The organism is Mycobacterium sp. IS-3022 (genome assembly GCF_001500065.1).
Lineage (GTDB): Bacteria > Actinomycetota > Actinomycetes > Mycobacteriales > Mycobacteriaceae > Mycobacterium.
Window position 1 is genome coordinate 159,827 of the sequence record NZ_LQIN01000048.1, and the last position, 25,023, is coordinate 184,849.

Sequence of the window (25,023 nt, forward strand, 5' to 3'; positions counted from 1 at the left end):
GCCACCTACGACACCGAAATCACCATCCGATCGGCCCCGCCGGCCTGGCGAAGCGCATCCGGACCGGCTCGTTGTGCCCGACGAGTTCGACCTCGGCGCGGGGCTCTTCGGAGTAGCCCAAGCCGAAGCGCACCACGTACTGCCGATAGAGGTTGACCAGGGGAGCGGCCGCCAACGCCGCCTGCATGGCAGCCGCATCGCCGATCGCGGTGATCACGTAGGGCGGGCTGTACGTGCGCCCGTTGAGCAGCAGGGTGTTACCGACGCACCGTGGGGCGGACGTGCCGATGATCCGCTGGTCCTGCATCTGGATGCCCTCGGCACCGGCGCTCCACAGCGCGTTGAGTACGGCGTCGATGTCCTGCTGGTGCACCACCAGGTCGTCGGGGGAGGCGTCGCGGGGGAACCGGCCCTCGGCGTCGCGCTGGGCGTCGTTGAGGGTGACGACGAGGCCAGGCCCGCGCATCGGGTCCAGACCGGCGACGGTCGCCAATCGCGAAGCGCGCGCGGTGATGGCGGTCAGGGCGGCGTCGGCGCGGGGGCTGCCTCCGTGGTGGCTCTCCATCGCCGTCGCGAGGGAGTCCCGTTCGGCGCTGAGCCGGTCCACCGACTGCTGGGTTTCTCGGACGAGATCGACCAGCCGCGGGGCATCGCTGCGCCGGATGTCGTCGCCACCGGAGACGCCGTGGGTGGTGGCGAGCAGAAGACCCGCCAGCAGACAGATCACCGGCACGCCGTACCGCCACAGACCCGCGCGGGGCGGGGACCCTCGCGTCCCGCGATTACGCACTGACCGTTGCATCCGCTGCTAACCGGCTTCCCTGACTCTGCTGTGGCGGACCTACGTTAGGCTCGTATCTACATCGTCGCACCAGTTGTCCCGAAGGTACCCATGCCCAAGTCCAAGGTCCGCAAGAAGAACGACTTCACCAGCAGCCCGGTGAGCCGGACGCCCGTCAAGGTCAAAGCCGGACCGTCCAGTACCTGGTTCGTGGTGTTGTTCGTCGGCTTGATGCTGATCGGTCTGGTCTGGCTTCTGGTCTTCCAGTTGGCGTCGTCGGCGATCCCGTTCCTTGCCCAACTGGGGCCGTGGAACTACGCGATCGCGTTTGCCTTCATGATTACCGGGCTGTTGCTCACCATGCGGTGGCGCTGAACCATCGATCCGACAACATGAATTCATTCTCGTCGCTGATCGTTATCCTCCCAGCAACCTCCGAGTAATCGGATCACACCGATGTGATTCATCCCCATTGGGGATAGCACTTGTGGATAACCGCGTAAGGGGCGGTGAAAGGGTGTGCACAACGGATGCAGCAAACTCAGTGGGGCCCTCCTGCGGCGGGCATCGCCGCGTGCGGCATAGCCGGAGTCATCCTCACCATTCCCGCTGTGACCCTGATCACAGACCCTCCCGGCCGCATTCTGGCGGGCGTTGCCGGGGTGGGATTGATCGCGTTTGCGATCCTGTCGTGGCGCGCGCGACCGAAGCTGGCAATCAAAGAAGCCGGCCTGGTGACCCGGGGCCTGTTCGGCACCCAGATTTTGCCGCGCACCAACATCAAGCTGATCCGGATCACCGAGTTCCGCAGGTTGGCCCGCAAAGTCCGGTTACTTGAAATCGACACCATCGACGACCGGCTGCTCGTGTTCACCCGGTGGGATCTGGGCACCGATCCACTGCAGGTACTCGACGCGTTGACCGACGCGGGTTACGCCGGCGCGGGCTCCTGACCGCTTCGGTCAGGCGATGGTGATCGAGTCGACGACCACCGGATCGGTGGGTCGGTCGTTGCGGTCGGTCGCAGTCGTTGCGATCGCGTCGACGACCTTCTGCGACTCAGCGTCGACGACCTCGCCGAAGATCGTGTGTTTGCGGTTCAGGTGCGGAGTCTTGCCCACGGTGATGAAGAACTGCGAGCCGTTGGTGCCCGGGCCGCGGTTGGCCATCGCGAGCAGGTAGGGACGGTCGAACTGAAGCTCGGGGTGGAACTCGTCGGCGAACTCGTAACCCGGCCCGCCGCGGCCGGTGCCCGTCGGGTCACCGCCCTGGATCATGAAGCCGTCGATGACGCGGTGGAACACGACGCCGTCGTAGAACGGGCCCGATGTGCTGCCCGATGCATTCTCGCCGCTGTAGTCCTTGGTTCCCTGGGCCAGGCCGACGAAGTTGGCGACGGTCTTGGGCGCGTGGTTTCCGAAGAGTGCGATCTTGATATCGCCACGGTTGGTGTGCAGGGTCGCGGTCGCTGTCTGAATGGGGCTCGTCACGGGGTGTCAGTGTGCCACGCCGCGTTCGAAGCCCAACCGGCACCGCCGCCTTGCGGTAGATGGCAGGCTGTTGTCGACCCCATCCACGCCGCGAAAGAGGTGCGCCATGAGCTCGAAGACGGACGTCCGGTTGACCCCAGGCGAGCGGTTGAGCCGCGGCCTGAAGTACACGGCGGTCGGCCCGGTCGACGTCACGCGCGGCGCGCTGGGGCTCGGCGTCCATGGTGCGCAGTCGTCGGCGGATTGGGTGGGCGAGCGGTACCGCCGCGGCCGGCTCAAGGCTCAGTTGAGCGAGGATCTGGCCACCGCGCAGCAGGCGATCGCGCAGGAACTCAGTGCGGCGCAGGAGATCGTGTCGCAGGCGCTGCTCGGCGCGTCCTCGGCGCGCACCGCGAAGAGCAAGCTGCGCAGGCGCAGGCTGGTGTTGGTCGGCGTGGGTGTCGCGGCGTTGGCCGGGGGAGCGGTCGCGTTCTCGATCGTGCGGCGGTCGACGCAACCGGAGCCGTCGCCCCTGCCGCCGAGCGTGGAGGTGGCGCCGCGGCCCTGACAAGGGCCGGCCGCACGAGGTCGAAGTGGAGCCTAGGAGAATCGAACTCCTGACATCTACCTTGCAAAGGTAGCGCTCTACCAACTGAGCTAAGGCCCCTGGTCCGCCGACGGCGCGCCGGGCGCCGCATGCCACACCTCGACGCCGTGGCGTGAACGCCAGAGGGCGACGGCGGCTGCGGCGGCGATCGCCGTGGCGATCAACAGCACCCGCCTCATGGTGTGCACCTTTCCGTGGGGCTAGGAGGACTCGAACCTCCGACCTCTTCGTTATCAGCGAAGCGCTCTAACCGCCTGAGCTATAGCCCCGTAACGCCGCTACGGCCGAGCGACGAGATTACCGCAATCGTAGGCTCCCGCCCAAACCGCGGAGCGCACCTCAGTCCCGTCGGCGGGCCGACGATCAATCCCGGTCGGCGAGCGTGACTTCCACGCCGCCGACCAAGTCCGTCGTGAGGTTGTAGACGAACGCACCGATGGTGGCCATGGCCGTCAGCAGCACGATGTTGACCAGGCCGATCAACGTCGCGCCGCCGAAGATGGTTCCGCTGGACACCAATTCGCCGCCGGACCCGCCGCCGGCGCTGGTGAGCAGGTCACCGACGTTGCTGTTGAGCTTGCTCCACACGCCCATGCCGCCGAGCACGAGGTAGAGGAACGCCACCGCGATCATCCACACGAAGAACAGCGCGACCGACAGCACCGCGGAAACCTTCAGGGTGCTCCACGGGTCGATCCGGCGGATCTGCATGCTGGCCCGGACCGGGCCCTTGTGCCGGGTGCCGACCTGGACACGGGCCCCCGACGCCGGACGGCCGGCCGGTTCCCCGCTCGGCCGTTCGGCGGGTTTGCGCTGCTGCGGCGGGCGCGGCATCGGCCCGGACAGGTCCGGCAGTTCGCTGGCGTAGGTCTCCGGGCGGGGGGGCTCAGCCCGCTCGCCGCGCGTCGGCACGTCCTCCGTCGGCGCCGATCCACCCGACACGAAGCGGTTCAGGCGGGCGCTGGGGCCAGGGGAGTTGTTGGGATTGCCTCGGGCGTCGTCGACAGGCCGCTCCGGCGGATGACCGTCATCGCCCGGACCGTCGCCGCGCGGCCCCGGAGCGGGACCCCGCCTCGGCGGCGGCTCCGGCGGCCGGCCCGCCGGCTGTGCCGCCCGGGCCGCGGGCCCCCGCTGCCACGGCGGGACGTCTCCGCGGTCGGGGCCATCGGGCCGGGCGGCACCGAGAGCGTCGTTGTTGGCGGCGGAGCCGTTGGCCCCCGCTGGACTTTCGCCCGCGCGTGGGCGTCCCGGCTCGTTCGGTGAGCTCACCTACGGCTCCTCACTGGTCCCGTCACTGCTCACGCACCGGGGTCGGTGTTTACCTCGTCGGTGCTGTCGCCTTCCTCCGCGTTGCGCGCGATGGCTATCAGTGTGGTGCCCTCACCCAGGTTCATCAACCGAACGCCCTTGGTTTGCCGCCCGGCCTTGCGAACCTGGCGAGCCGCGGTCCGGATGACACCTCCACCTGACGTGATGGCGTACAACTCTGTGTCGTCATCGACGATCAACGCACCCACCAGACTGCCACGGCGTTTGTCGTACTGGATTGTCAGGATGCCTTTGCCGCCGCGGCCCTGGGGGCTGTACTCCTCGATGGCCGTGCGCTTGGCGTAGCCGCCGGATGTCGCGACCAGCAGATACGTGTTCTCCCGCACGACGTTCAGCGACAGCAGCTCGTCGTCGGCATTGAACCGCATGCCCTGCACACCGGAAGTGGCACGGCCCATCGGCCGCAGCGCCTCGTCAGTAGCTGAGAATCGGATCGACTGGCCCTTGGCCGACACCAGAAGAAGGTCATCCTCGGCCGAGCACAGCACCGCGCCGACCAGTTCATCGCCGTCGCGCAGGTTCACCGCGACGATGCCGCCCGAGCGGTTGGAGTCGAAGTCGGTCAGCTTCGACTTCTTCACCAGCCCGTTGCGGGTGGCCAGCACCAGGTACGGCGCGTCCTCGTAGCTCTTGATCTGGATGACCTGGGCGATCCGCTCCTCCGGCTGGAAGGCCAGCAGGTTCGCGACGTGCTGGCCGCGTGCGGTGCGCGACGCCTCCGGCAGGTCGTACGCCTTCGCCCGGTAGACCCGGCCCTGGGTGGTGAAGAACAGGATCCAGTCGTGGGTCGAGCAGACGAAGAAGTGGTTGACAATGTCGTCCTGCTTGAGCCCGGCGCCCTGCACACCCTTGCCGCCGCGCTTCTGGCTGCGGTACAGGTCGGTTTTGGTGCGTTTGGCGTAGCCGGTCTCGGTGATCGTGACGACGACGTCCTCGCGGGCGATCAGGTCCTCGTCGGCAACCTCGCCGTCGGCGGCGATGATGCGGGTGCGACGGTCGTCGCCGTACTTGTCGGCGATCTCCTTGAGCTCGTCGCGCACGATCGCCCGCTGCCGCTCGGGCTTGGCCAGGATGTCCTCGAGGTCGGCGATCTCGGCCTCGATCTTCGCCAGGTCGTCGACGATGCGCTGACGTTCCAGCGCGGCCAGCCGGCGCAGCTGCATGTCGAGGATCGCCTGGGCCTGGATGTCGTCGATGTCGAGCAACGCGATCAAGCCCTGCCGCGCCACGTCGACGGTCTCCGACGCCCGGATCAACGCGATCACCTCGTCGAGCGCATCGAGCGCCTTGACCAGACCGCGCAGGATGTGGGCCCGCTCATTGGCCTTGCGCAACCGGTAGCGGGTGCGCCGCACGATGACGTCGAGTTGGTGGTTGACGTAGTGCCGGATCAACTGATCGAGGCGCAGCGTGCGCGGGACGCCGTCGACGATCGCCAGCATGTTGGCCCCGAAGCTGGTCTGCAGCTGGGTGTGCTTGTAGAGGTTGTTCAGCACCACCTTTGCGACCGCATCGCGCTTGAGCTCCACCACGATTCGCAGTCCGACACGGTCGCTGGACTGGTCCTCGATGTTGGCGATGCCATTCAGCTTGCCGTCGCGGACCTGCTCGGCGATCGAGGTGATGAAGTTGTCGTGGTTGACCTGATAGGGCAACTCGGTGATGACGATGCCGGTGCGGCCGCGGTTGTCCTCTTCGATCTCCACCACGCCGCGCATTCGGATGGATCCGCGCCCGGTGGTGTAGGTGTCGGAGATCCCTTGCGACCCAACGATCAAACCGTGGGTGGGAAAGTCCGGCCCCTTGACGCGTTCGGTGACCGCGGCGAGCGTCGCCTCCTCATCGGCGTCGTGGTTGTCCAGGCACCAGTACACCGCCTCGGCGAGTTCACGCAGATTGTGCGGTGGGATGTTGGTGGCCATGCCGACGGCGATGCCACCCGAACCGTTGGCCAGCAGGTTGGGGAACCGGCTCGGCAGTACGGTCGGCTCCTGCACCCGGCCGTCGTAGTTCGGAATGAAATCGACTGTCTCCTCGTCGATTTCACGCAACATCTCCATGGCGAGCGGAGTGAGCCGCGCTTCGGTGTTGTGGCTGACGAACCCATTGGTGATGAAGGCGTGGTCGTCTGTGTCGACACGAAGGCTGTACACCGGTTGCACGCCGGCGTCCGTGACGGACTCGACGCGGGCGTAGGTGTAGTCCTCGATTGTGAACTCTACGACGGGATTCCGTTGATCTGCGTCGCCGGATCCACAATCGGTGAGCATCGCGATGCGATCGCCCGGCCGGATGTCCTCGATCAGCTTCCACTCGAGCGTCGGTACGCCACCCACCTCGTCCAGGCACAGCAGCGGGTGGTTACCCGTACCCGTCACGGCACGGCCGTCGGCGCTGGTCACCGTGTACGTCTGGTGATCGCCCGAGTGGAACAGCCGGTCGGCGACGACGGGCTCGCCGTGGCGGCCGAGGACCTTCATCTCGATGACGTTGTCCGAATTCGGCTTTGCGTCGGGCACGACCGCGTCGATGCGGATGCTTCTGCCTTCGGGCAGGCTGACCACCGTGTCGCCGGTGACGCAGTACCGCATCGCGGCCGGCGGGTCGTTGCCCGGCGAGCCGAAGTTGCCCTGGCCGTCCACCAGGGGATAGCGCAGCGACCACGGCTGGGCCATCCGGACCAGGGTGTCGTAGATCGACGCGTCGCCGTGCGGGTGGTAGTTACCCATCGTCTCGGCCACCGAGCGTGCGGATTTCGCGTGGCTGCGGTCCGGCCGGAAGCCCGAGTCGAACATCGCGTAGAGCACGCGGCGGTGCACGGGTTTGAGGCCGTCGCGCACCTCGGGCAGCGCGCGCCCGACGATCACGCTCATCGCGTAGTCGATGTAGCTGCGCTGCATCTCCTGCTGGATGTCGACCGGTTCGATCCGGTCGCCTTCGGGCGGCAAGGTATCAGTCACTATCTGTCCTAGTCAGAGTTAAACATCAAGGAAGCGCACGTCTTTGGCGTTGCGCGTGATGAAACTGCGGCGGGCTTCGACGTCCTCGCCCATCAGGATCGAGAACAGTTCGTCGGCGGCCGCGGCATCGTCGAGGGTGACCTGACGCAGCACCCGCACCGACGGGTCCATCGTCGTCTCCCACAGCTCCTTGGCGTCCATCTCGCCGAGACCCTTGTAGCGCTGGATGCCGTCGTCGGTGTTGATCTTCTTGCCCGCCTTGCGGCCCGCCTCGAGCAAGCCGTCGCGCTCGCGGTCGGAGTAGGCGAACTCGGGGTCACTGCGCTGCCACTTCAGCTTGTACAGCGGTGGCTGCGCCAAGAAGATGTGCCCGTTTTCGACCAGCGGCTTCATGAACCGGAACAACAGCGTCAGCAGCAGCGTCGAGATGTGCTGCCCGTCGACGTCGGCGTCGGCCATCAGCACGATCTTGTGATAGCGCAGCTTGGAGATGTCGAACTCGTCGTGGATACCGGTACCCAGCGCGGTGATGATCGCCTGCACCTCGGTGTTCTTCAACACGCGGTCGATGCGGGCCTTCTCGACGTTGATGATCTTGCCGCGCAGCGGAAGGATCGCCTGAAACATCGAGTCGCGGCCGCTCTTGGCCGAGCCGCCGGCCGAATCGCCCTCCACCACATACAGTTCCGACTTGCGCGGATCGGTGGATCGGCAGTCGGCCAGCTTGCCGGGCAGCCCGCCGATGTCGGTGGCGCTCTTGCGGCGCACCAATTCGCGCGCCTTGCGGGCCGCGATTCGGGCCTGCGCCGACGACACCGCTTTGTTCACAATGGTTTTGGCTTCGGCGGGGTTGGCGTCGAACCAGTGCGTGAGTTCCTCGTTGCAGATCTTCTGCACGAACGACTTCACCTCGGTGTTGCCGAGCTTGGTCTTCGTCTGGCCCTCGAACTGCGGCTCGGACACCTTCACCGAGATCACCGCGGCCAGACCCTCACGGATGTCGTCGCCGGTGAGGTTGGGGTCCTTGTCTTTCAGCAGCTTCTTGTCCTTGGCGTACTTGTTGACCACCGACGTCAACGCGGCGCGGAAGCCCTCTTCGTGGGTACCGCCCTCGTGGGTGTTGATCGTGTTGGCGAACGTGTGCACGGACTCGGAGTAACCGGCGTTCCACTGCATCGCGATCTCGACCTCGTGGCCGGAGCCCTTGCCCTCGAAGTCGATGACGCTCTGCTGGATAGGTGTTTTGGTCCGGTTGATGTGCTTGACGAAATCCACCAGACCGCCGGGATAGTGGAACGTCCGGTGCTTGACCTTGTGCGGGGCGCTGGCTTCGGCGGCCTTCTCGTCGGCGCTCTTCGGCGCTTCGGCGGTGTCGCTGACGACCTCGTCGACGACTTCCTCCGCGGTGACGCGTTCGTCGGTCAGTTCGATGGTGAGGCCCTTGTTCAGGAAGGCCATTTCCTGCAGGCGCCGCGCGATCGTCTCGAAGTCGTAGTTCGTCGTCTCGAAGACGTCGGGGTCGGGCCAGAAACGGATGGTGGTGCCGGTCTTCTTGGTCTTCTCACCCTGCTTGAGCGTTCCCGGCACCGACCGGTCGTAGGTCTGGAACCACTGATAGCCGTCCGTCATGATGTCGGCCTCGAGCCGGGTGGACAGCGCGTTCACTACGGACACACCGACGCCGTGCAGACCGCCGGAGACCTGGTAAGCGCCTTCCTCGAACTTGCCACCGGCATGCAGAACCGTCATCACGACATCGACGGTCGGGATGCCCGTGGAGTGCATGCCCACGGGGATACCGCGGCCGTCGTCGGTGACCTGGACACCGCCGTTCTCCAGGAGTCGCACGTCGACTTTTGTCGCGAAACCGGCCATCGCCTCGTCGACGGCGTTGTCGACCACCTCCCAGATCAGGTGGTGCAGGCCGCGCTCACCGGTGGAGCCGATGTACATGCCCGGGCGTTTGCGGACCGCTTCCAGGCCTTCGAGCACCTTGATCGAATCGGCACCGTATTCTTTCGGGGCACTCTTCTTCTGGGCAGCCACGTTGGACGGGTCTCCTTGGTCTCTTGCCGGGGAAAGCTGGCTAGGCGGTCGACGGCCGCCTGCGGATCGCTTCCCAGTCTACCGTCCGATGGCGACAGGACCGATTCTGAGGGGGCGTTTCTACACACCTATTTGAGCCGCCTGTGGAATTTCTCGATTGAAGGTGCCTGAAGACGCTTGAGAAGTAGGATCGCGTCGTCCTCGCGGCTCTCAGCCAACAGGCGCGAAGGATGGCTAGCCATACGTGTCGCGCGGACCCCGGCCGGGGATGTGGTACCGGCCCTTGCGCCACGACGGGCCGACCGGGCCGACGATTTTCAGCGATCTGACGACGCCGTCGCCCACTGCATCAGCGATCTTGGCCAGCACCTGGGCTTGCACCATCCGCAATTGGGTCGCCCATGCCGTCGACTCCGCCGAGATGGTCAGCACGCCGTCGTTCAACGACGTCGGCGTCGCGTGCGCCGCGATGCCCTCGCCGACGACTCCGGCCCAGCGACCGAACACGGCACCCTCGGCGACCCGGCCCGACCACCCGCGGCTGCGGGCGAGGTCACTGGCCGCGGGTCCGAACGGTTGCGGATCCCGCGAATCCGGCCCCGGCCCCGACCACCGCCGTCGGCTGCCGCCCGCGATCCGGCGCGGGGCCGACCCGCGGCCGCGGCCGACATCCTTGCCCTGGCTGCGCGCCGCGCCGCGGGCCTCCTCGAGCGTGCGTCGCACCAGGTCCATTCCCCGCAGGTTCGCCAGGTGCTCGGGTGGGCCCGCCTCGTTCTCGTCCGCCGTCATGGCTGCACCACCGAGATTCGCCCCGCATCGTCGTCGTCTCGCATCGCCACCCCGATCCTGCGCGCATCCCAGTCGCCGGGGATGTCGTCGGGTACCGCGGCGGTCACCAGCACCTGCTCGGCCGACCCCGCCACGGTGGCCAGCGCCCGCCGCCGAGCGGTGTCCAACTCCGCAAACACATCGTCGAGTAGCAGCACCGGATCGCCCCCTTCCGCCCGCAGCAACTCGTAGGCGGCCAACCGCAGCGACAACGCCATCGACCACGATTCCCCGTGGCTGGCATAACCTTTCGCGATCTGATCGCCGAGCCGCAATTCGAGGTCGTCGCGATGCGGACCGACCAGGCAGACCCCGCGTTCGACTTCGGCATCCCGACGGCGGGCCAACGCGTCGAGCAACGCGGCCTCGAACAACTCCGCGTCGCCCGTCCCGGCGGACTCTTCCACCGCTTCCACGCCGCTGCGGTAGCGGATCGCCGCCGGCCGCGACCCGGGCGCCAACAGTTGGTAGGCCTTCTCGACCTCCGGGGCCAGTTGATTGATGAGGTCCACCCGCGCCGCGATCAGCCGCGCACCCTTCTCGGCGAGGTGGCCGTCCCAGACGTCGAGGGTGTCGAAGACGCTGCGGTCCCCGCGGAATCGCGCGCCGGAGGCCGTTTTCAACAGCGCTGCGCGCTGACGCAAGACCTTGTCGTAATCCGCGCGGATCGCGGCCACCTGCGGTCTGCGGGTGGTCGCGAGTTCGTCGAGATAGCGGCGTCGTTCGCCGGGGTCGCCACGCACCAGCGCGAGGTCCTCTGGGGCGAACAGCACCGCCCGCAGCACACCGAGGATCTCGCGGGCGGAACGAACGGGGGAGCGGTTGAGCCGGGCCTTGTTCGCGCGCCCCGCGGTGATCTCGAGGTCCACCGCGAGTTCGCGTTGCTCGTTGACGACGATCGTCGACACCACCGCCCGTTCGGCGCCGGTCCGGATCAGCGGCGCGTCCGCGGCCACCCGGTGTGAACTCAGCGTCGACGAATACCACAGCGCCTCAACGAGATTCGTCTTACCGTAGCCGTTCGGTCCGACGAACACGGTGCGACCCGGCTCGAGGTCCAATTCGACGCGCGGCCACGACCGGAAGTCGGTCAGCGCAAGACGGCGGACGTACACGGCGTCGCGACCTAGCCGGACTCGCTGACCCGTTTGACCGCGTGCCCGCCGAACTGGTTGCGCAGCGCCGAGACCGCCTTCATCGCCGGCGAATCCTCCTGGCGCGAGGCGAACCGCGCGAACAGCGACGCCGCGATCACCGGCATCGGCACCCGGTGGCTGATGGCCTCCTCCACGGTCCATCGCCCTTCCCCGGAATCCTCGGTGTAGCCGCTGATGTCGGTGAACTTCGGGTCTTCCTTCAACGCCTTGGCGAGCAGCTGCTGCAGCCATGACCGCACCACGGTGCCGTTGGTCCACGCCTGAATGACGGCCTGGGTGTCGGTGATGAGCTCCTCGGCCGCCAGCAGCTCATAACCTTCGGCGTAGGCCATCATCAGGCCGTACTCGATGCCGTTGTGCACCATCTTCGCGTAGTGCCCCGCACCGACCGGTCCGGCGTGCACGAACCCGTCTTCACGAGGTCCCGGCGGCCGCAACGCGTCGAAGATCGGCATCGCGCGTTCGACGTCGGCGTCGCTACCGCCGACCATCAGGCCGTAGCCTTCCTTCAATCCCCAGACACCGCCGGACACGCCCGCGTCGATGAACGCAATTCCCTTGTCGTTCAACAGTTTCGCGTGTGGTCCGTCTTCGGTGTAGCGGGAGTTGCCGCCGTCGATGACGAGATCGCCCTCGCCGAGTTCGTCGGCCAGGGATGCGATGGTCTCGTGGGTGATCGGGCCGGACGGCACCATCACCCACACCACCCGCGGCGCATCCAGCGCATCGGCCAACGCCGCGAGCGTCGGGACGTCGGTCACTTCCGGTCTGGGGTCATAGCCGACGACTTCATGCCCGCCTTCGCGCAAGCGTTCGCGCATGTTGAAGCCCATCTTGCCCAGACCGACCAGCCCGAGTTGCATATGCGCCCCTTCCGTGGCGTCGGCCGGTCAGCCGGGAAGCCGCACCGGCATCAGCAGGTACACGTAGTCCGTCTGCTGCGCGGGAAACGGCCCCGCTGCAGCGACACTCGCATCGTCGTCACTGGCCGGACGCAACACGGCGGGACGGCTGGGTGTGGTGAAGCCGAATGTCACCCGCTCGGAGTGAAGCGAACCGATCCCGTCGGTCAGGTACGTCGGATTGAACGCGATGGTCAACGGGTCTCCGACGAAGCTGACAGGAAGGTCTTCTTCCGCGCGCCCCACGTCGTCGGCGCCGGCCGAAAGCCGCAGTGCGTCGTCGGAGAATTCCATCCGCACCTGCGCGCCGCGGTCCGCGACCAACGCGACACGCTTGATCGCCTCGGTGAGTTCGGCGACTCCGATCGTCGCCATCGCGGTGTGCTCGGTCGGCAGCAGTTGCCGGAATTTCGGGAACTCGGCATCGAGCAGTCGCGTGGTGCTGCGTTTGCCGCCGCTGCTGATTCCGAGCAATCCCTCCTTGCCGACGGCCGCACCGGCCCCCAGCGAAAGATGCACATCGCCGCCGTCGGCACCGGCCTTGGCGGCCTCCGACAACGTCTTGGCCGGCACCAGAACCGCGGCTTCGATGTCGGCGCCCGCCGTTGACCACGTCAGCTCGCGCACCGCCAACCGGAACCGGTCGGTGGCCGCCAAAACGACCTTCTCCCCGGCGATTTCGAGCCGGATACCGGTCAGCATGGGCAGCGTGTCATCGCGGCCGGCGGCGATGGCAACCTGGCCGATCGCTTCGGCGAACAAGTCGGCGGAGATGACCCCGGTCTCGTCCGGCAACGTGGGCAGGGTCGGATAGTCCTCGACGGCCATGGTCGGAAGCGAGAAGCGGGAACTACCACAGGTCAACGACACCCGGGTGCCTTCGACGCTGACATCGATCGGCTTCGCCGGCAAAGCGCGGGTGATGTCCGACAGCAGCCGGCCGGACACCAAAACGCTGCCGGGTGAAGCGATCTCGGCCGGCACCTGCACCTCGGCGGAAACCTCGTAGTCGAATCCCGAAATCGTCAACCCATCCTCGGAACCGGTCAGCAACACGCCGGCGAGCACCGGAACAGTTGGTCGAGTCGGCAGATTGCGGGCCACCCACGCGACAGCGTCGGCGAAGTCCTCTCGTACCAGGCGGAACTTCAGATCGGTGACACCAACCGTTGTCGTCGCCACGTCCATTGAGTCCCTTCGATCAATACCACGACAAGCATCAAGCAGCGGTTTCCCGGTGTCTCACCACGCGTCTGACCGATGCGCCCGACGACCGTAACGGCTGTCGATGAATCACCGTAGAGCTTTCCGCCCCAACTTGAAAGCTAATCGATCGGGCTGACATCGACGGTTACCGGTGGGCTCACGGCCGGCCGGCTCGGTGCTTCCCCAGCCGCCTTCTTCGAAGAGGATCTTTTGGAGATTTACAAGCAACAGTATTAGGGCCTGTGGAAGCTGGGGATGAATCGATGTCGGCCCTGCTGACAGGCGTGCGACCGTGTGGGGCAGCTGTGGATGAGTGCAGGCCAGGGTGGGATTGAGTGTGGAGAGGCCGGCGGGTGTGCACGAATCAGCGAGTAGTTCGCCGGTTGAGCCCAGGTTCTCCACATCGATGTGCACAACCTCCGCGTGTGACGGATGGTGTGGCCGGGACAGAAGATTTTTGGAGAATTTTCGTGGTCGTCGCAGGAGACGCCGACATCTGGGCGCGCGCGGCACGAGCAACCGCGGGGGAGGAGCGGGCGATTCAGCGCTTGGAGCGCTGGCGAATTCGCGTCGTGAGTTCCTTCACGTGATCGAAGACCTCGCGGCGCTCGGCCATTTCACCGCGAATCTTCTTCTCGGCGTACATGACGGTGGTGTGGTCGCGCCCGAACGCCTGGCCGATCTTCGGAAGGGACAGATCGGTCAGCTCGCGGCAGAGGTACATGGCGATCTGTCGGGACTGCGCGAGGGCGCGGGTCTTGCCGGGGCCGCGCAGTTCCTCGACCGTCGTCTCGAAATATTCGGCGGTGGCCGCCATGATCGTCGCAGTGCTGATCTGCATGGTGCTGGGATCGGAGATCAGATCACGCAGCACGATCTCGGCCAACGACTTGTCGATCGTGGTCTTGTTCAGTGACGCGAACGCCGTGACCCGGATGAGCGCGCCCTCGAGTTCACGGATGTTGCGTTCGATGCTGCTGGCGATGAGTTCGAGGACATCGTCGGGCACGTCGAGCCGGTCCATCTGCGCCTTCTTGCGCAGGATCGCGATTCGCGTCTCCAACTCCGGCGGCTGGACGTCCGTGATCAGTCCCCACTCGAAGCGGGTGCGGAGCCGGTCCTCGAGGGTGGCCAGCTGCTTGGGCGGCCGGTCCGAGGAGATGACGATCTGCTTGTTGGCGTTGTGCAGGGTATTGAAGGTGTGGAAGAACTCCTCCTGGATGCCTTCTTTGCCCTCGATGAACTGGATGTCGTCGACCAGCAGCACATCGATGTCGCGGTAACTGCGTTTGAAGGACGCCTTGCGGTCGTCGCGCAACGAGTTGATGAAGTCGTTGGTGAATTCCTCGGTCGAGACGTACTTCACCCGCATGCCGGGAAACAACCGCTGCGCGTAGTTGCCTGCCGCGTGCAACAGGTGCGTCTTGCCCAGGCCGGACTCGCCCCAGATGAACAGCGGGTTGTAGGCGCGGGCCGGCGCCTCGGCGATGGCCAGGGTGGCGGCGTGGGCAAACCGGTTCGACGCGCCGATGACGAAGGTGTCGAACGTGTAGCGCCGGTTGAGGTTGACCGCGCTGGGGCCGTCGGTCAGCGTGTTCGGCGGCCGGCTGGTGAAGTACGTCGGCCAGCTTTCCTCGGCGCTGATGCGGGCTTCGAAGTCCTCATCGACCTCATCGGGTTCGGCGACGGCGGACAGCCCGTTGAGCGGCCCCTCGGTGGCGTCGTCGGGACCGGGATCGGCGATGCGCACACCCAGTTCGACGCGCTGGCCGAGCTGACGGCTCAATGCGGTGATGATCGGCTCGCGCAGATGGCGTTCGATCTCGTTCTGGACGAACGGGGTCGGCACGGACAGCAGGGCAAATCCCTCGGTGATGACGAGCGGTTTGACGAGTTTCAGCCATGCTCTTTGCTGTGGGGTGAGGGTCGGGCCGTGATCGCCGATGGTTCCGGCGCCGGGGCCACCGTTGAGTTCGGCAACCACGGTGTTCCAAACGGCGACGAAAGGCGGGTCGGGGTCAGCTGTCAACGACGACTACCCCCTTGCGGTCGACCCAGAGACGACCAATGGAACGAGGACGATCTGTCCACAAAGTTATCCACAGGCTGTGGAGACAGGACAGTCGTCGTCGTTCTGTTGTCTACCGGCGGGAACGCCGCGGGCCGGGGCACATCACGGAAGTGAGGCATCCTGTGGGCTCACGACTAGTCGGGCGTCCTCGCTTCGTTGTTCGTCGCCGTTTCGTTATCGAATCGGCCTTGGCAGAAGCTAACAGTTTTCTCGGCGGGTGCCAACCGTTCTGCAACATTGCGCGGGTGGATATTTCGGCTTCCGGCGGCATCGTGACGGGTGGTGCAATTGTGGCTGTCGTCCGGGCCATCGGGCGAGGTTTGACCCAGCGAAAACTCGTCAGTACCCTCGAACAGTCGCCCGTACGAGGCGATACGGCTGCGATCCGGTTCCGACCGGGGACCGCGCCGGCTAGCAAGACGGACGAGCTTACCAACGGCAACTGCGTCCACACCGATTCGTACGCCGATCGGTGGGGGCTGCGGATGCCAGACGCAACAAGGAGATACAGCCGTGGCCAAGGGCAAGCGGACCTTCCAGCCGAACAACCGGCGCCGGGCGCGCGTGCATGGCTTCCGGCTGCGGATGCGCACCCGCGCGGGCCGCGCGATCGTGGCGAACCGCCGCGGCAAGGGTCGGCGCAAGCTGACTGCGTGATTCCCACGTGACTTCAAGCGGAGTCTGACGCGGTGCTTCCGGCGCGGTACCGGATGACGCGGTCGACGGAGTTCGGGATCACGGTCAACCGAGGGGTGCGCGCGGTGCAGCCCGACCTCGTCGTGCATGCGTTGCGGTCGGAAGTGGCCGCCGAGCCGGGCCCGCGGATCGGGCTCGTCGTGTCGAAGGCCGTCGGGACCGCGGTGCAACGGCATCGGGTGGCCAGGCGGTTGCGGCATGTTGCGCGCACGGTGCTCGACGAGCTCGATCCGGCCGATCGGGTGGTGATCCGCGCGCTGCCCAGCAGCAGGCATGCCATATCGGCGCGCCTCGAGCAGGAGCTGCGCACGGCCCTGCGCCGGAGGAGGCCCAAGAACGAGGCGGCCGGGTGAGGGCGTCTATGAGGTCTCTCGGTGCGAGGGCAGCGCGGGTCGTGATCTACGTGATTCAGCTGTACCGGCACACGGTTTCACCGCTGCGGCTGCCGACGTGCCGGTTCACGCCCACGTGCAGTCAGTACGCGGTAGACGCGCTGAGCGAGTTCGGGCTCCTGCGCGGTGGCTGGCTTGCCACCGTACGGCTGCTGAAATGTGGGCCGTGGCATAGGGGAGGATGGGACCCGATTCCGGAACGCCCGTCACCTGAACGCGAAGGCGACGCGCACGCATCGTGCGCGTCCGCGGCCGAGTCCTCAGAGGATCGGGTCATCGTCGGCGACGTCAGCGGCGGTACACCAGCATTGCGAGCAGGAAGCGAGACGCGTGTTTAACTGGTTCAGCCTCGACATCATCTATTACCCGGTGTCGGCGATCATGTGGGTCTGGTACAAGCTGTTCGCCTTCCTGCTGGGGCCGTCGAACTTCTTCGCCTGGGCGCTGTCGGTGATGTTCCTCGTCTTCACGCTGCGGGCGATCCTGTACAAACCGTTCGTCAAGCAGATCCGCACCACGCGCCAGATGCAGGAGTTGCAGCCGCAGATCAAGGCGCTGCAGAAGAAGTACGGCAAGGACCGCCAGCGGATGGCGCTGGAAATGCAGAAGCTGCAGAAGGAACACGGGTTCAACCCGATCCTCGGCTGCTTGCCGATGCTGGCCCAGGTGCCGGTGTTCCTCGGGCTGTTCCACGTGTTGCGGTCGTTCAACCGGACGCAAGGCGGGTTCGGTCAGATCCAGCTGTCCGTCGAGCAGAACCGCGCCACCGGCAACTACGTCTTCAGCCCCACGGACGTCGCGCACTTCCTCGACGCGCACCTTTTCGGTGCACCGTTGGGCGCCACCATGATTCAGACCTCTGGCCTTGACGCGTTCACCGAGTTCAGTCGGGGAGCGGTCATCGCGGTGGGCGTGCCGATCATGATCCTGGCCGGCATCGCGACGTACTTCAACAGCCGCGCGTCGGTGGCGCGGCAGAGTCCGGAGGCGGCGGCGAATCCGCAGACCGCGATGATGAACAAGCTGGCGCTGTACGTGTTCCCGCTCGGCGTTGTCGTCGGCGGGCCGTTCCTGCCGCTGGCCATCATCATGTACTGGCTCGCCAACAACATCTGGACGTTCGGCCAGCAGCACTACGTGTTCGGCAAGATCGAAAAGGAAGAAGAGGCCAAGAAACTCGAGGCGCAGGAGCGGCAGGCCAAGAACGCACCGCCGCCGGGTGCCAAGCCGAAGCGCACACGCAAGGGTCAGACGCCGGAGCCGGCGTCCAGCGGTGAGACCGAAATCGCCGACACCGTCTCCGAGAACGGGGCCGCCGAGAAGAAGCCGACGGGAGCCGGGACGGGCAAGACGGCCTCGGGGGCAGGCAACCGCACGCCGCGTCCGGGCGCGAGTCCACGCCCCGGCGCACGGCCGAAGAAACGTAAACGTTGACCGGGCACACCGGTGGGGATGAGGAGATACCGAGATGACAGACGCCGATACGACTGAGCGCGACGACCTGACCGACGAGGAGAACGGGTCCGCGGCGCCAGTCGCCGAGGATGACCTCGAGGAGAGGTTGGTCGCGGAGGGCGAGATCGCCGGCGACTACCTCGAGGAGTTGTTGGACCTGCTCGACTTCGACGGCGACATCGACCTCGACGTCGAAGGCGACCGCGCGGTCGTCAGCATCGACGGCGGTGGCGACCTGAACAAGTTGGTGGGCCGCAAGGGCGAGGTGCTCGACGCGTTGCAGGAGTTGACGCGGCTGGCCGTGCACCAGAAGACCGGGGAGCGCAGCCGCCTGATGCTCGACATCGCGCGGTGGCGCCGGCGGCGCCGCGACGAGTTGGCGGCGCTCGGTGAGAAGGTCGCGCGGCGGGTGCTCGAGACCGGCGAGCGCGAGGAGCTCGCCCCGATGACGCCGTTCGAGCGCAAGATCGTGCACGACGCGGTGGCCGCGGTCGACGGAGTGCACAGCGAGAGCGAGGGCGTGGAGCCGTCGCGGCGCGTCGTCGTGCTCGCCGACTGACCCGAGTTACACGCGTGTAGTTCATAGAGGCCGTCCGCGCGACGCGACGATCCGGAGGATGTTTCACGTGAAACACGGCGAGGTGTCGGCCCCCCCGGATGCGGCCGCCACCTTGTTCCGGGAGAGATTGCCGCGCGCTCGGCTCTACGCCGAGATCTTGGCGGGCGCCGGTGTCGAGCGCGGCCTGATCGGACCCCGGGAAGTGGACCGGTTGTGGGATCGACACATCCTCAACAGCGCCGCGGTGTCCGAGCTCATCGACGCCGACTGCCGGGTTGCCGACATCGGTAGTGGCGCGGGCCTGCCCGGGATACCGTTGGCGATGGCTCGGCCGGATGTGCACGTGACGCTCATCGAACCGCTCCTTCGCCGCAGCGATTTTCTGCGCGAGGTGGTCGAGGAGCTCGGGGTCGAGGTGACGGTGGTGCGCGGCCGGGCGGAGGAGCCGGCGGTGAGGAAACAGGTGGGGGAGACGGATGTGGTGGTGTCCAGGGCGGTGGCCTCTCTGGACAAGTTGACTCGATGGAGCATGCCGCTGCTGCACATCGACGGCCACATGCTCGCGATGAAGGGCGAGCGTGCCGAAGAGGAGATCCGCGACCACCGGCGTGTGATGGCGTCGCTCGGGGCGGCCGATGTAAGGGTAATGAGGTGTGGCGCGAACTACTTGGATCCACCCGCGACCGTCGTCGTGGCACGGCGGGAGAAGGCGGTAGCGCACCGAGCAACGGGCAGGAGACGGGGTTGAGTTCGCCGCAGAACGGATCCGCGATCGGCGCCGGCGCGCAGCCGCGCCGCGATGTTTCACGTGAAACGGCCTCAGCCCATGTTTCACGTGAAACCACGCCGACGGACGTTTCACGTGAAACCTGGACGGACAAGGCCGCGCCCGACAGCGGGTGGGATCCGACGGCCGGCGTCGACACCCCGATCGGGGCGGAGGCCGAACGGGCGGTTCGCCTGCTGCACGCGGCGGCCAAGGGAAACCTCCCGCGGCCCGACCGCCAACGTGTTTTCACGATCGCCAATCAGAAGGGCGGCGTCGGTAAGACCACGACGGCCGTCAACGTCGCGGCGGCGCTGGCCCTGCAGGGGCTGCAGACGCTCGTCATCGACCTCGACCCGCAGGGCAACGCGAGCACCGCGCTCGGCATCGAGCATCGCCCGGGGACGCCGTCCTCGTACGAGGTGCTGATCGGGGAGATCCCGTTGCGCGACGCCTTGCAACGCAGCCCGCACAGCGAGCGCCTCTACTGCGTTCCCGCAACCATCGACCTGGCCGGCGCCGAGATCGAGTTGGTCAGCATGGTGGCCCGGGAGGGCCGGTTACGTTCCGCGTTGGCTGCACTCGACGATTACAACTTCGACTACGTGTTCATCGACTGCCCGCCGTCGTTGGGCCTGCTGACGATCAACGCGTTCGTCGCGGCGCCCGAGGTGCTGATCCCGATCCAGTGCGAGTACTACGCCCTCGAAGGGGTGGGCCAGCTGATGCGCACGATCGAAATGGTCAAGGCGCACCTCAATCCGCAACTCGACGTGACGACGGTGATCCTGACGATGTACGACGGGCGCACTAAGCTCGCCGACCAGGTGGCCTCCGACGTGCGGACGCACTTCGGCGACAAGGTGCTGCGGACCGTCATCCCGCGCAGCGTCAAGGTGTCCGAGGCCCCCGGTTACGGGATGACGATCCTCGACTACGACCCCGGCTCCCGGGGGGCGATGAGCTATCTCGACGCCAGCCGGGAGATCGCCGACCGCGGCCGGAACCGTAACCACCGATGAGCGCGCGACAACAGGAGAGGCCATGACCCAACCGACACGCAAGCGCAGCGGCCTCGGCCGCGGACTGGCTTCGCTGATTCCGACCGGACCCGCCGACGGGGAGCAGTCCGAGCTCGGGCCACGGATGGGCGACGCGGCCGCCGATGTGGTGATCGGGGGACCGTCGAACGGCAACACGGCCAACACGGCCAACGACGTCGGCGCCGTGTACCGCGAGATCGACCCGTCGTCGATCGAGCCGAACCCGCGGCAGCCCCGCCAGGTCTTCGACGAGGAGGCGCTCGGCGAGCTGGTGCACTCGATCCGCGAGTTCGGTCTCATGCAGCCGATCGTGGTGCGGGCGCTGCCTGGCGGTACGCCGGGTCCGATCCGCTACCAACTCGTCATGGGGGAGCGGCGATGGCGCGCCGCCCAGCAGGCCGGCCTGACCGCCATCCCGGCGATCGTGCGGGAGACCTCCGACGACGGCATGCTCCGCGACGCGTTGTTGGAGAACATCCACCGCGTCCAGTTGAACCCGTTGGAAGAGGCGGCCGCATATCAGCAGCTGCTCGACGAATTCGGGGTGACCCACGACGAACTCGCGTCCCGCATCGGCCGGTCGCGCCCGTTGATCACCAACATGATCCGGCTGCTGCGGTTGCCGATCGCGGTGCAACGGCGGGTGGCCGCCGGTGTGCTGTCGGCCGGCCACGCGCGCGCCCTGTTGGCGCTCGAGGGGGGACCCGAGCAGCAGGAGGAGTTGGCCGCACGCATCGTCGCCGAAGGGCTGTCCGTGCGCGCGACGGAGGAAGCGGTCACACTGGCGAACCGGGCCGGCCCGCCGGCCCCGTCGTCGCCGAAGCGTAAGCCGATCAGCATGCCGGGACTGCAAGACGTTGCTGAACGGCTGTCGACGGCGTTCGACACCCGGGTCACCGTCAGCCTCGGCAAACGAAAAGGCAAGATCGTGGTGGAGTTCGGCTCGGTCGACGATCTGCAGCGCATAGTCGAACTGATGAGCGCGTCCGACCGCTGACCCAGGACACCGGGTAATTACGTCACTGTGACACAACCCCCGTGTTCGTCGCCGTCGGCACCTCCGTTCGAAGGAAACCAATTGTGAGACAATACGTTTCGCACCCGCACTCGATAGCCGTGCCGAATCGAGGGCCGACCCCGCCGCACCCTTCTATCCTGGAGTGGCAGCTGTGCATCTTCGCACCGTGTAGGACCCGGGGAGTTTAGTGTCGGCACGCGTCACGCCTCTACGGCTCGAAGCGTTCGAGCAGTTGCCGAAGCATGCCCGCAGGTGCGTGTACTGGGAGGTCGATCCGCTGACCCTCGGCCGTGATGCGGCGGGCGCCGCCGTCCCCGGGGTCGACGACCACCTGTCCGACCCCGAGTTCGAGAAGGAAGCCTGGCTCTCGATGGTCATGCTCGAGTGGGGGTCCTGCGGACAGGTCGCAGTGCAGTGCGGCGACGAGCAGACCGACGACGGGCCTGCGCCGTTGAGCGGGAACGAGGCCTGTCTGGGCTACGCGTTCTACGCCCCGCCGAACGCCGTGCCGCGTGCACGCCGGTTCCCAACCGCCCCGGTGAGCGCCGACGCCGTGTTGCTCACCTCGCTGGGCATCGAGTCCGGTGAGGATGCCGACGGCGTATCGCGCATGCTGATCTCCGCCGTGGTCGGCGACCTGGTGCGCCGGGGAGCGCGGGCGCTCGAAGCGTTCGCCCACACGGCCGAGGTCAGTGAACTCCTCGATCCGGGGGCGGTCACACCGTCGTTGCGACCCGTCGTCGAGGTGCTCGGGGACTGCTCGGTCGAGCAGTGCGTCCTCGACGCCGACCTGCTGCTGGACGCGGGCTTCGTCGTGGTCGCCCGACACCGCTACTTTCCCCGGCTGCGTCTGGAGTTGGAACAGGGGCTGGGCTGGAAGGCCGACGTCGAGGCGGCGTTGGAGCGGTTGTTCGAGTTCGCGCAGCTGCCCGTCGGAGCGGGTGTGAGCCCGTCGCGATGACGGGTCGCGGTCAGGAGGGGCTGACGCGGCCGGCCTGCTCGACCGACAGTTCGTGCGCCAGCAGTTCGGCGAAGGTGAAAGTGCCTGTGGGACGGTCGTTTTTGCCGAGCAGATAGAGCCTTTTGACCGCGGCGAGTATTCCCTCGGCGATCGAGTCGCGGGTCTGCGTCGACACCAGGATGGCCCGGTCCCGCGGATTGGTGATGTAACCGACATCGACCTGCACGGTGGGCATGCGGGTCAGCCGCAGCAGGTCCCACGTCCTGCCGTGGGTGCGGCAATCACGTAACCCGCTGCGCGCCACCACTTCTCGTTGGATGAAGTCGGCCAGGTTGCGGCCGATCGTCGACACCGAGCCGTGTGAGTTGCCGAAGTGGAACGACGCGACGCCGTTGGCGGCGGGGCTGGGCTGGGTCGCGCAGCGCAGGCTGATCATCAGGTCGGCGCCGACGGCGTTGGCGGTCGCGGCCCGTTCGGCGTCCGACGGCGCGCGATTGGCCGGCCGCGACAGGAAGGTCTCCATGCCGATCGCCGTCATCCGGCCTTCGAGCCGACTGGCCAAGTCCCACAGGATGTCTGACTCGCTGATCGGCCCGCCGGGGCTCTGCATGATCTGCCCGTGGTCATCGCCACCGCGGCCCGGGTCGATGATGATGCGCTTGCCCGACAGCCGGGGACCGGAGCTGCGGACCAACTCCTCCTCGCGAATCGCGTGCGGGGATCCACCGGTGACGCGGGACCCGAGAAAGTACAAGGAGCGCAACGTTTCCGGGCCACAGATGCCGTCGGGGTACAGCCCGTACTCGCGCTGGTACGACATCAACGCGTTGTGCGTGGCGAGGCCGAAGTGCCCGTCGACCAGGCCGGTGTAGAAGCCGAGGTCCTGCAACCGGGCCTGCAGCGTCGCGACGTCGTCGCCGAACATCGGGGCGCCGAACTGGTGGCTGAGAGTGCGCGCGCCCAGGCGGTACGACGCCTCTTTCAGCGCACGGTAAGTCGCCTCGCCGACGATCCCGTCCACCAGAAGCCCGCGATGCTGCTGAAAGGCCCGCACCGCATGGTCGAGTTCTTCGTCGAACAGGTCCAGCGCGACGTGTCTGCCGGTGGTGATCTCCTCGTCGGCGTTGTCGAGCATGCCCAACGCCGTCAGTGCAGCCCTGATCTCGGTGACCGCGGCCCCGCGGTCACCGCGACGCAGACTGGACATATGCGGCCTTTCGGTCACGGTTGTCAGCTGCGCGAGGGCGCTGACCAAGTTGACGGGCTAGGCACGATTGTCGCAGACACCCCGCGGATTCAAGAAAACCCCAGGCCGGTGTCCGCGCGGCGGGTTGCGGGTGCAGACCCCCGGTCAGAAGAGGGCTAGACGATGTCGCTGAGCTCGCGCAGCAGCGCAGCCTTGCCTTTTGCGCCGACGATCCGCTTGACCGGTGCACCGTCCTTGAACACGATCAGCGTCGGGATCGACACCACCTGGAAATCGCGCGCGGTGGCCGGATTCGCGTCGACATCGAGCTTGGCGACCGTCAACGCGCCGGCCTTCTCGGCGGCGATCTCCTCGAGCACCGGGGCGATCATCTTGCAGGGGCCGCACCACGTCGCCCAGAAGTCAACCAGCACTGGGGTACTGCTGGACAGCACGTCCTGGGAGAACGAGTCGTCGGTCACGGCTACGGTCGACGCAACGCTGTCGGTCATCGTGGTGCTCCTATCGAACGGGGGTTTCGGTGGTTTCATCGCTTGGGCCAGAACCGGTTTCGGTGAGCCAGCGTTCGGCGTCGATGGAGGCCGAGCAGCCGGTGCCCGCGGCGGTGACGGCTTGGCGGTAGGTGCGGTCGACGAGATCGCCTGCGGCGAAGACACCTTCGACCGATGTGCTGGTCGATCCCCGCTGCGTCAGGACATAACCGTCCTCGTCGAGGTCGATCTGGCCACGCACCAGATCGGACCGCGGGTCGTGGCCGATCGCGACGAACACACCGGTGACTGCCAGCTTGGACTCCTCACCGGTGACGGTGTTGCGCAACCGAACTCCGCTGACTTTCGGGCTGCCCTCGATCTCGAGGACCTCGGTGTTGGTGACGAACGTGATCTTCTCGTTCGCGCGGGCGCGGTCCAGCATGATGCGCGAGGCACGGAACTCGTCGCGGCGGTGCACCAGCGTGACGCTGCGGGCGAACTTCGTCAGGAAGATCGCCTCCTCCATCGCGGAGTCGCCGCCGCCGACCACGATGATGTCCTCTTCGCGGAAGAAGAACCCGTCGCAGGTCGCGCACGTGCTCACGCCCATTCCGAGCAGCGCCTCTTCACCGGGCACGCCGAGGTGACGGGCCGCCGCGCCCATCGCGAGGATCACCGCGCGGGCCTGATACGTGTCGTCGCCGACGCTGACCGTCTTGACCGGGCCCTCGAGGGAGACGGCGTCGACATCCTCCATCCGCAGGTCCGCACCGAAGCGCAGCGCCTGTTCGCGCATCTCGTCCATCAACTCCGGACCGGTGATGCCGTTGCGGAAACCGGGGTAGTTCTCCACTTCGGTGGTCGTCATCAGCGCGCCGCCGAACTGAACGCCTTCGAACACCAGCGGCTTCAGTTGCGCGCGGGCTGCGTAGATCGCGGCGGTGTAGCCGGCCGGGCCGGATCCGATGATGATCAGATCATGAACCGTGGGTGTGGTGGTCATGAGCGCCTTTCTGCCGTCCCCTAGCTTCGCTGTGGGCCCCGTCGGCACCGGTACCAACACCAGCGTAGGCGGTGGTGTTCCCGGACTTCGGAGA

Annotated in this window: 26 protein-coding genes and 2 tRNA genes; 12 read left to right on the forward strand and 16 right to left on the reverse strand. The window is 66.8% G+C overall.

The window, feature by feature from the left end; genetic code table 11:
- Window positions 1–19: 19 nt before the first annotated feature.
- Entirely contained in the window at window positions 20–802 is a 783-nt protein-coding gene (locus AU188_RS21075) for a DUF881 domain-containing protein (RefSeq protein WP_082686730.1), read from the reverse strand.
- Between the two features lie 90 nt (window positions 803–892).
- On the opposite strand from AU188_RS21075, the gene crgA reads away from it, so the two are divergent.
- Both crgA and AU188_RS21085 read left to right on the forward strand, forming a co-directional pair.
- On the forward strand, window positions 893–1,156 hold the full coding sequence (gene crgA, locus AU188_RS21080; protein WP_059165426.1) for a cell division protein CrgA: 264 nt from the start codon (window positions 893–895) through the stop codon (window positions 1,154–1,156).
- 155 nt (window positions 1,157–1,311) lie between these two features.
- Window positions 1,312–1,734 carry a PH domain-containing protein gene (locus AU188_RS21085; protein ID WP_059165427.1) on the forward strand — a complete coding sequence of 141 codons (423 nt, stop codon included), beginning with the start codon at window positions 1,312–1,314 and terminating at the stop codon, window positions 1,732–1,734.
- 9 nt (window positions 1,735–1,743) lie between these two features.
- Here the strand turns inward: AU188_RS21085 and AU188_RS21090 are convergent, their stop codons facing one another.
- Window positions 1,744–2,271: a peptidylprolyl isomerase gene (locus tag AU188_RS21090; protein WP_059100531.1), complete on the reverse strand. Its 528-nt coding sequence runs from the start codon at window positions 2,269–2,271 to the stop codon at window positions 1,744–1,746.
- A 106-nt stretch (window positions 2,272–2,377) separates the two neighbouring features.
- Here AU188_RS21090 and cwsA point away from each other — a divergent pair, with 106 nt between their 5' ends.
- On the forward strand, window positions 2,378–2,818 hold the full coding sequence (cwsA, locus tag AU188_RS21095) for a cell wall synthesis protein CwsA (protein ID WP_059165428.1): 441 nt from the start codon (window positions 2,378–2,380) through the stop codon (window positions 2,816–2,818).
- 26 nt (window positions 2,819–2,844) lie between these two features.
- Here cwsA and AU188_RS21100 read toward each other — a convergent pair.
- The 11 genes from AU188_RS21100 to dnaA all read right to left on the reverse strand — a co-directional run bounded on the left by AU188_RS21100 (window position 2,845) and on the right by dnaA (window position 15,314).
- A tRNA-Ala gene (locus AU188_RS21100) sits at window positions 2,845–2,917 on the reverse strand.
- On the reverse strand, window positions 2,908–3,036 hold the full coding sequence (locus AU188_RS25865; protein ID WP_286131840.1) for a hypothetical protein: 129 nt from the start codon (window positions 3,034–3,036) through the stop codon (window positions 2,908–2,910). The genes AU188_RS21100 and AU188_RS25865 overlap by 10 nt, the downstream gene beginning before the upstream one ends.
- 16 nt (window positions 3,037–3,052) lie before the next feature.
- Window positions 3,053–3,126, reverse strand: a tRNA-Ile gene (locus tag AU188_RS21105).
- A gap of 94 nt (window positions 3,127–3,220) precedes the next feature.
- Window positions 3,221–4,126: a DUF3566 domain-containing protein gene (locus AU188_RS21110; RefSeq protein ID WP_059165429.1), complete on the reverse strand. Its 906-nt coding sequence runs from the start codon at window positions 4,124–4,126 to the stop codon at window positions 3,221–3,223.
- Window positions 4,127–4,155: 29 nt separating this feature from the next.
- A complete protein-coding gene (gyrA, locus tag AU188_RS21115; protein WP_502687629.1) occupies window positions 4,156–7,086 on the reverse strand; it encodes an intein-containing DNA gyrase subunit A in 2,931 nt (976 codons plus the stop codon).
- 78 nt (window positions 7,087–7,164) lie between these two features.
- A complete protein-coding gene (gyrB, locus tag AU188_RS21120; RefSeq protein WP_059165431.1) occupies window positions 7,165–9,192 on the reverse strand; it encodes a DNA topoisomerase (ATP-hydrolyzing) subunit B in 2,028 nt (675 codons plus the stop codon).
- A 234-nt stretch (window positions 9,193–9,426) separates the two neighbouring features.
- Complete coding sequence (locus AU188_RS21125) at window positions 9,427–9,981, reverse strand: DUF721 family protein (RefSeq protein ID WP_059165432.1); 555 nt, start codon at window positions 9,979–9,981, stop codon at window positions 9,427–9,429.
- On the reverse strand, window positions 9,978–11,135 hold the full coding sequence (recF, locus tag AU188_RS21130) for a DNA replication/repair protein RecF (RefSeq protein ID WP_059165433.1): 1,158 nt from the start codon (window positions 11,133–11,135) through the stop codon (window positions 9,978–9,980). The genes AU188_RS21125 and recF overlap by 4 nt, the downstream gene beginning before the upstream one ends.
- Window positions 11,136–11,146: 11 nt before the next feature.
- Entirely contained in the window at window positions 11,147–12,040 is an 894-nt protein-coding gene (gene gnd, locus AU188_RS21135) for a phosphogluconate dehydrogenase (NAD(+)-dependent, decarboxylating) (RefSeq protein WP_059165434.1), read from the reverse strand.
- Between the two features lie 27 nt (window positions 12,041–12,067).
- Window positions 12,068–13,267: a DNA polymerase III subunit beta gene (gene dnaN / locus AU188_RS21140; protein ID WP_059165435.1), complete on the reverse strand. Its 1,200-nt coding sequence runs from the start codon at window positions 13,265–13,267 to the stop codon at window positions 12,068–12,070.
- A 559-nt stretch (window positions 13,268–13,826) separates the two neighbouring features.
- Entirely contained in the window at window positions 13,827–15,314 is a 1,488-nt protein-coding gene (gene dnaA, locus AU188_RS21145; protein ID WP_059165436.1) for a chromosomal replication initiator protein DnaA, read from the reverse strand.
- 555 nt (window positions 15,315–15,869) lie between these two features.
- On the opposite strand from dnaA, the gene rpmH reads away from it, so the two are divergent.
- The 9 genes from rpmH to AU188_RS21185 all read left to right on the forward strand — a co-directional run bounded on the left by rpmH (window position 15,870) and on the right by AU188_RS21185 (window position 22,246).
- Window positions 15,870–16,013 carry a 50S ribosomal protein L34 gene (rpmH, locus tag AU188_RS21150; protein WP_059165437.1) on the forward strand — a complete coding sequence of 48 codons (144 nt, stop codon included), beginning with the start codon at window positions 15,870–15,872 and terminating at the stop codon, window positions 16,011–16,013.
- Between the two features lie 32 nt (window positions 16,014–16,045).
- Complete coding sequence (gene rnpA, locus AU188_RS21155) at window positions 16,046–16,405, forward strand: ribonuclease P protein component (RefSeq protein ID WP_059165438.1); 360 nt, start codon at window positions 16,046–16,048, stop codon at window positions 16,403–16,405.
- Window positions 16,406–16,413: 8 nt separating this feature from the next.
- A complete protein-coding gene (yidD, locus tag AU188_RS25100; protein ID WP_082686731.1) occupies window positions 16,414–16,782 on the forward strand; it encodes a membrane protein insertion efficiency factor YidD in 369 nt (122 codons plus the stop codon).
- Between the two features lie 43 nt (window positions 16,783–16,825).
- Window positions 16,826–17,878 (forward strand): membrane protein insertase YidC, encoded by a 1,053-nt coding sequence (yidC, locus tag AU188_RS21160; protein WP_502687630.1) that lies wholly within the window; start codon window positions 16,826–16,828, stop codon window positions 17,876–17,878.
- 34 nt (window positions 17,879–17,912) lie between these two features.
- A complete protein-coding gene (locus tag AU188_RS21165) occupies window positions 17,913–18,458 on the forward strand; it encodes a Jag family protein (protein WP_059165440.1) in 546 nt (181 codons plus the stop codon).
- 58 nt (window positions 18,459–18,516) lie between these two features.
- The gene (gene rsmG, locus AU188_RS21170; protein ID WP_172799557.1) at window positions 18,517–19,206 is read left to right on the forward strand and encodes a 16S rRNA (guanine(527)-N(7))-methyltransferase RsmG; all 690 of its coding nucleotides are present in this window, start codon (window positions 18,517–18,519) and stop codon (window positions 19,204–19,206) included.
- Entirely contained in the window at window positions 19,203–20,246 is a 1,044-nt protein-coding gene (locus AU188_RS21175) for a ParA family protein (RefSeq protein ID WP_502687628.1), read from the forward strand. The genes rsmG and AU188_RS21175 overlap by 4 nt, the downstream gene beginning before the upstream one ends.
- Window positions 20,247–20,268: 22 nt before the next feature.
- Window positions 20,269–21,264 carry a ParB/RepB/Spo0J family partition protein gene (locus AU188_RS21180; protein ID WP_059165441.1) on the forward strand — a complete coding sequence of 332 codons (996 nt, stop codon included), beginning with the start codon at window positions 20,269–20,271 and terminating at the stop codon, window positions 21,262–21,264.
- 208 nt (window positions 21,265–21,472) lie between these two features.
- On the forward strand, window positions 21,473–22,246 hold the full coding sequence (locus AU188_RS21185) for a hypothetical protein (RefSeq protein ID WP_059165442.1): 774 nt from the start codon (window positions 21,473–21,475) through the stop codon (window positions 22,244–22,246).
- Window positions 22,247–22,256: 10 nt separating this feature from the next.
- On the opposite strand, the gene AU188_RS21190 is transcribed toward AU188_RS21185, so the two are convergent.
- From AU188_RS21190 to trxB, 3 genes are all read right to left on the reverse strand, one after another.
- Complete coding sequence (locus AU188_RS21190) at window positions 22,257–23,453, reverse strand: N-acetylmuramoyl-L-alanine amidase (protein WP_059100513.1); 1,197 nt, start codon at window positions 23,451–23,453, stop codon at window positions 22,257–22,259.
- A gap of 155 nt (window positions 23,454–23,608) precedes the next feature.
- Window positions 23,609–23,944, reverse strand: a complete 336-nt coding sequence (gene trxA, locus AU188_RS21195; RefSeq protein ID WP_059165443.1) for a thioredoxin — start codon at window positions 23,942–23,944, stop codon at window positions 23,609–23,611.
- 10 nt (window positions 23,945–23,954) lie between these two features.
- A complete protein-coding gene (gene trxB / locus AU188_RS21200; protein WP_059165444.1) occupies window positions 23,955–24,929 on the reverse strand; it encodes a thioredoxin-disulfide reductase in 975 nt (324 codons plus the stop codon).
- Window positions 24,930–25,023: the final 94 nt, after the last annotated feature.

Excerpts from the sequence above, each read along its gene's own strand:
- AU188_RS21075 (WP_082686730.1), bottom strand. The coding sequence starts at position 802 with ATGCAACGGTCAGTGCGTAATCGCGGGACGCGAGGGTCCCCGCCCCGC.
- crgA (WP_059165426.1), top strand. The coding sequence starts at position 893 with ATGCCCAAGTCCAAGGTCCGCAAGAAGAACGACTTCACCAGCAGCCCG.
- AU188_RS21085 (WP_059165427.1), top strand. The coding sequence starts at position 1,312 with ATGCAGCAAACTCAGTGGGGCCCTCCTGCGGCGGGCATCGCCGCGTGC.
- cwsA (WP_059165428.1), top strand. The coding sequence starts at position 2,378 with ATGAGCTCGAAGACGGACGTCCGGTTGACCCCAGGCGAGCGGTTGAGC.
- AU188_RS25865 (WP_286131840.1), bottom strand. The coding sequence starts at position 3,036 with ATGAGGCGGGTGCTGTTGATCGCCACGGCGATCGCCGCCGCAGCCGCC.
- gyrA (WP_502687629.1), bottom strand. The coding sequence starts at position 7,086 with ATGCAGCGCAGCTACATCGACTACGCGATGAGCGTGATCGTCGGGCGC.
- AU188_RS21125 (WP_059165432.1), bottom strand. The coding sequence starts at position 9,981 with ATGACGGCGGACGAGAACGAGGCGGGCCCACCCGAGCACCTGGCGAAC.
- gnd (WP_059165434.1), bottom strand. The coding sequence starts at position 12,040 with ATGCAACTCGGGCTGGTCGGTCTGGGCAAGATGGGCTTCAACATGCGC.
- dnaN (WP_059165435.1), bottom strand. The coding sequence starts at position 13,267 with ATGGACGTGGCGACGACAACGGTTGGTGTCACCGATCTGAAGTTCCGC.
- yidD (WP_082686731.1), top strand. The coding sequence starts at position 16,414 with ATGAGGTCTCTCGGTGCGAGGGCAGCGCGGGTCGTGATCTACGTGATT.
- yidC (WP_502687630.1), top strand. The coding sequence starts at position 16,826 with ATGTGGGTCTGGTACAAGCTGTTCGCCTTCCTGCTGGGGCCGTCGAAC.
- AU188_RS21165 (WP_059165440.1), top strand. The coding sequence starts at position 17,913 with ATGACAGACGCCGATACGACTGAGCGCGACGACCTGACCGACGAGGAG.
- rsmG (WP_172799557.1), top strand. The coding sequence starts at position 18,517 with ATGTTTCACGTGAAACACGGCGAGGTGTCGGCCCCCCCGGATGCGGCC.
- AU188_RS21180 (WP_059165441.1), top strand. The coding sequence starts at position 20,269 with ATGACCCAACCGACACGCAAGCGCAGCGGCCTCGGCCGCGGACTGGCT.
- AU188_RS21190 (WP_059100513.1), bottom strand. The coding sequence starts at position 23,453 with ATGTCCAGTCTGCGTCGCGGTGACCGCGGGGCCGCGGTCACCGAGATC.
- trxA (WP_059165443.1), bottom strand. The coding sequence starts at position 23,944 with ATGACCGACAGCGTTGCGTCGACCGTAGCCGTGACCGACGACTCGTTC.
- trxB (WP_059165444.1), bottom strand. The coding sequence starts at position 24,929 with ATGACCACCACACCCACGGTTCATGATCTGATCATCATCGGATCCGGC.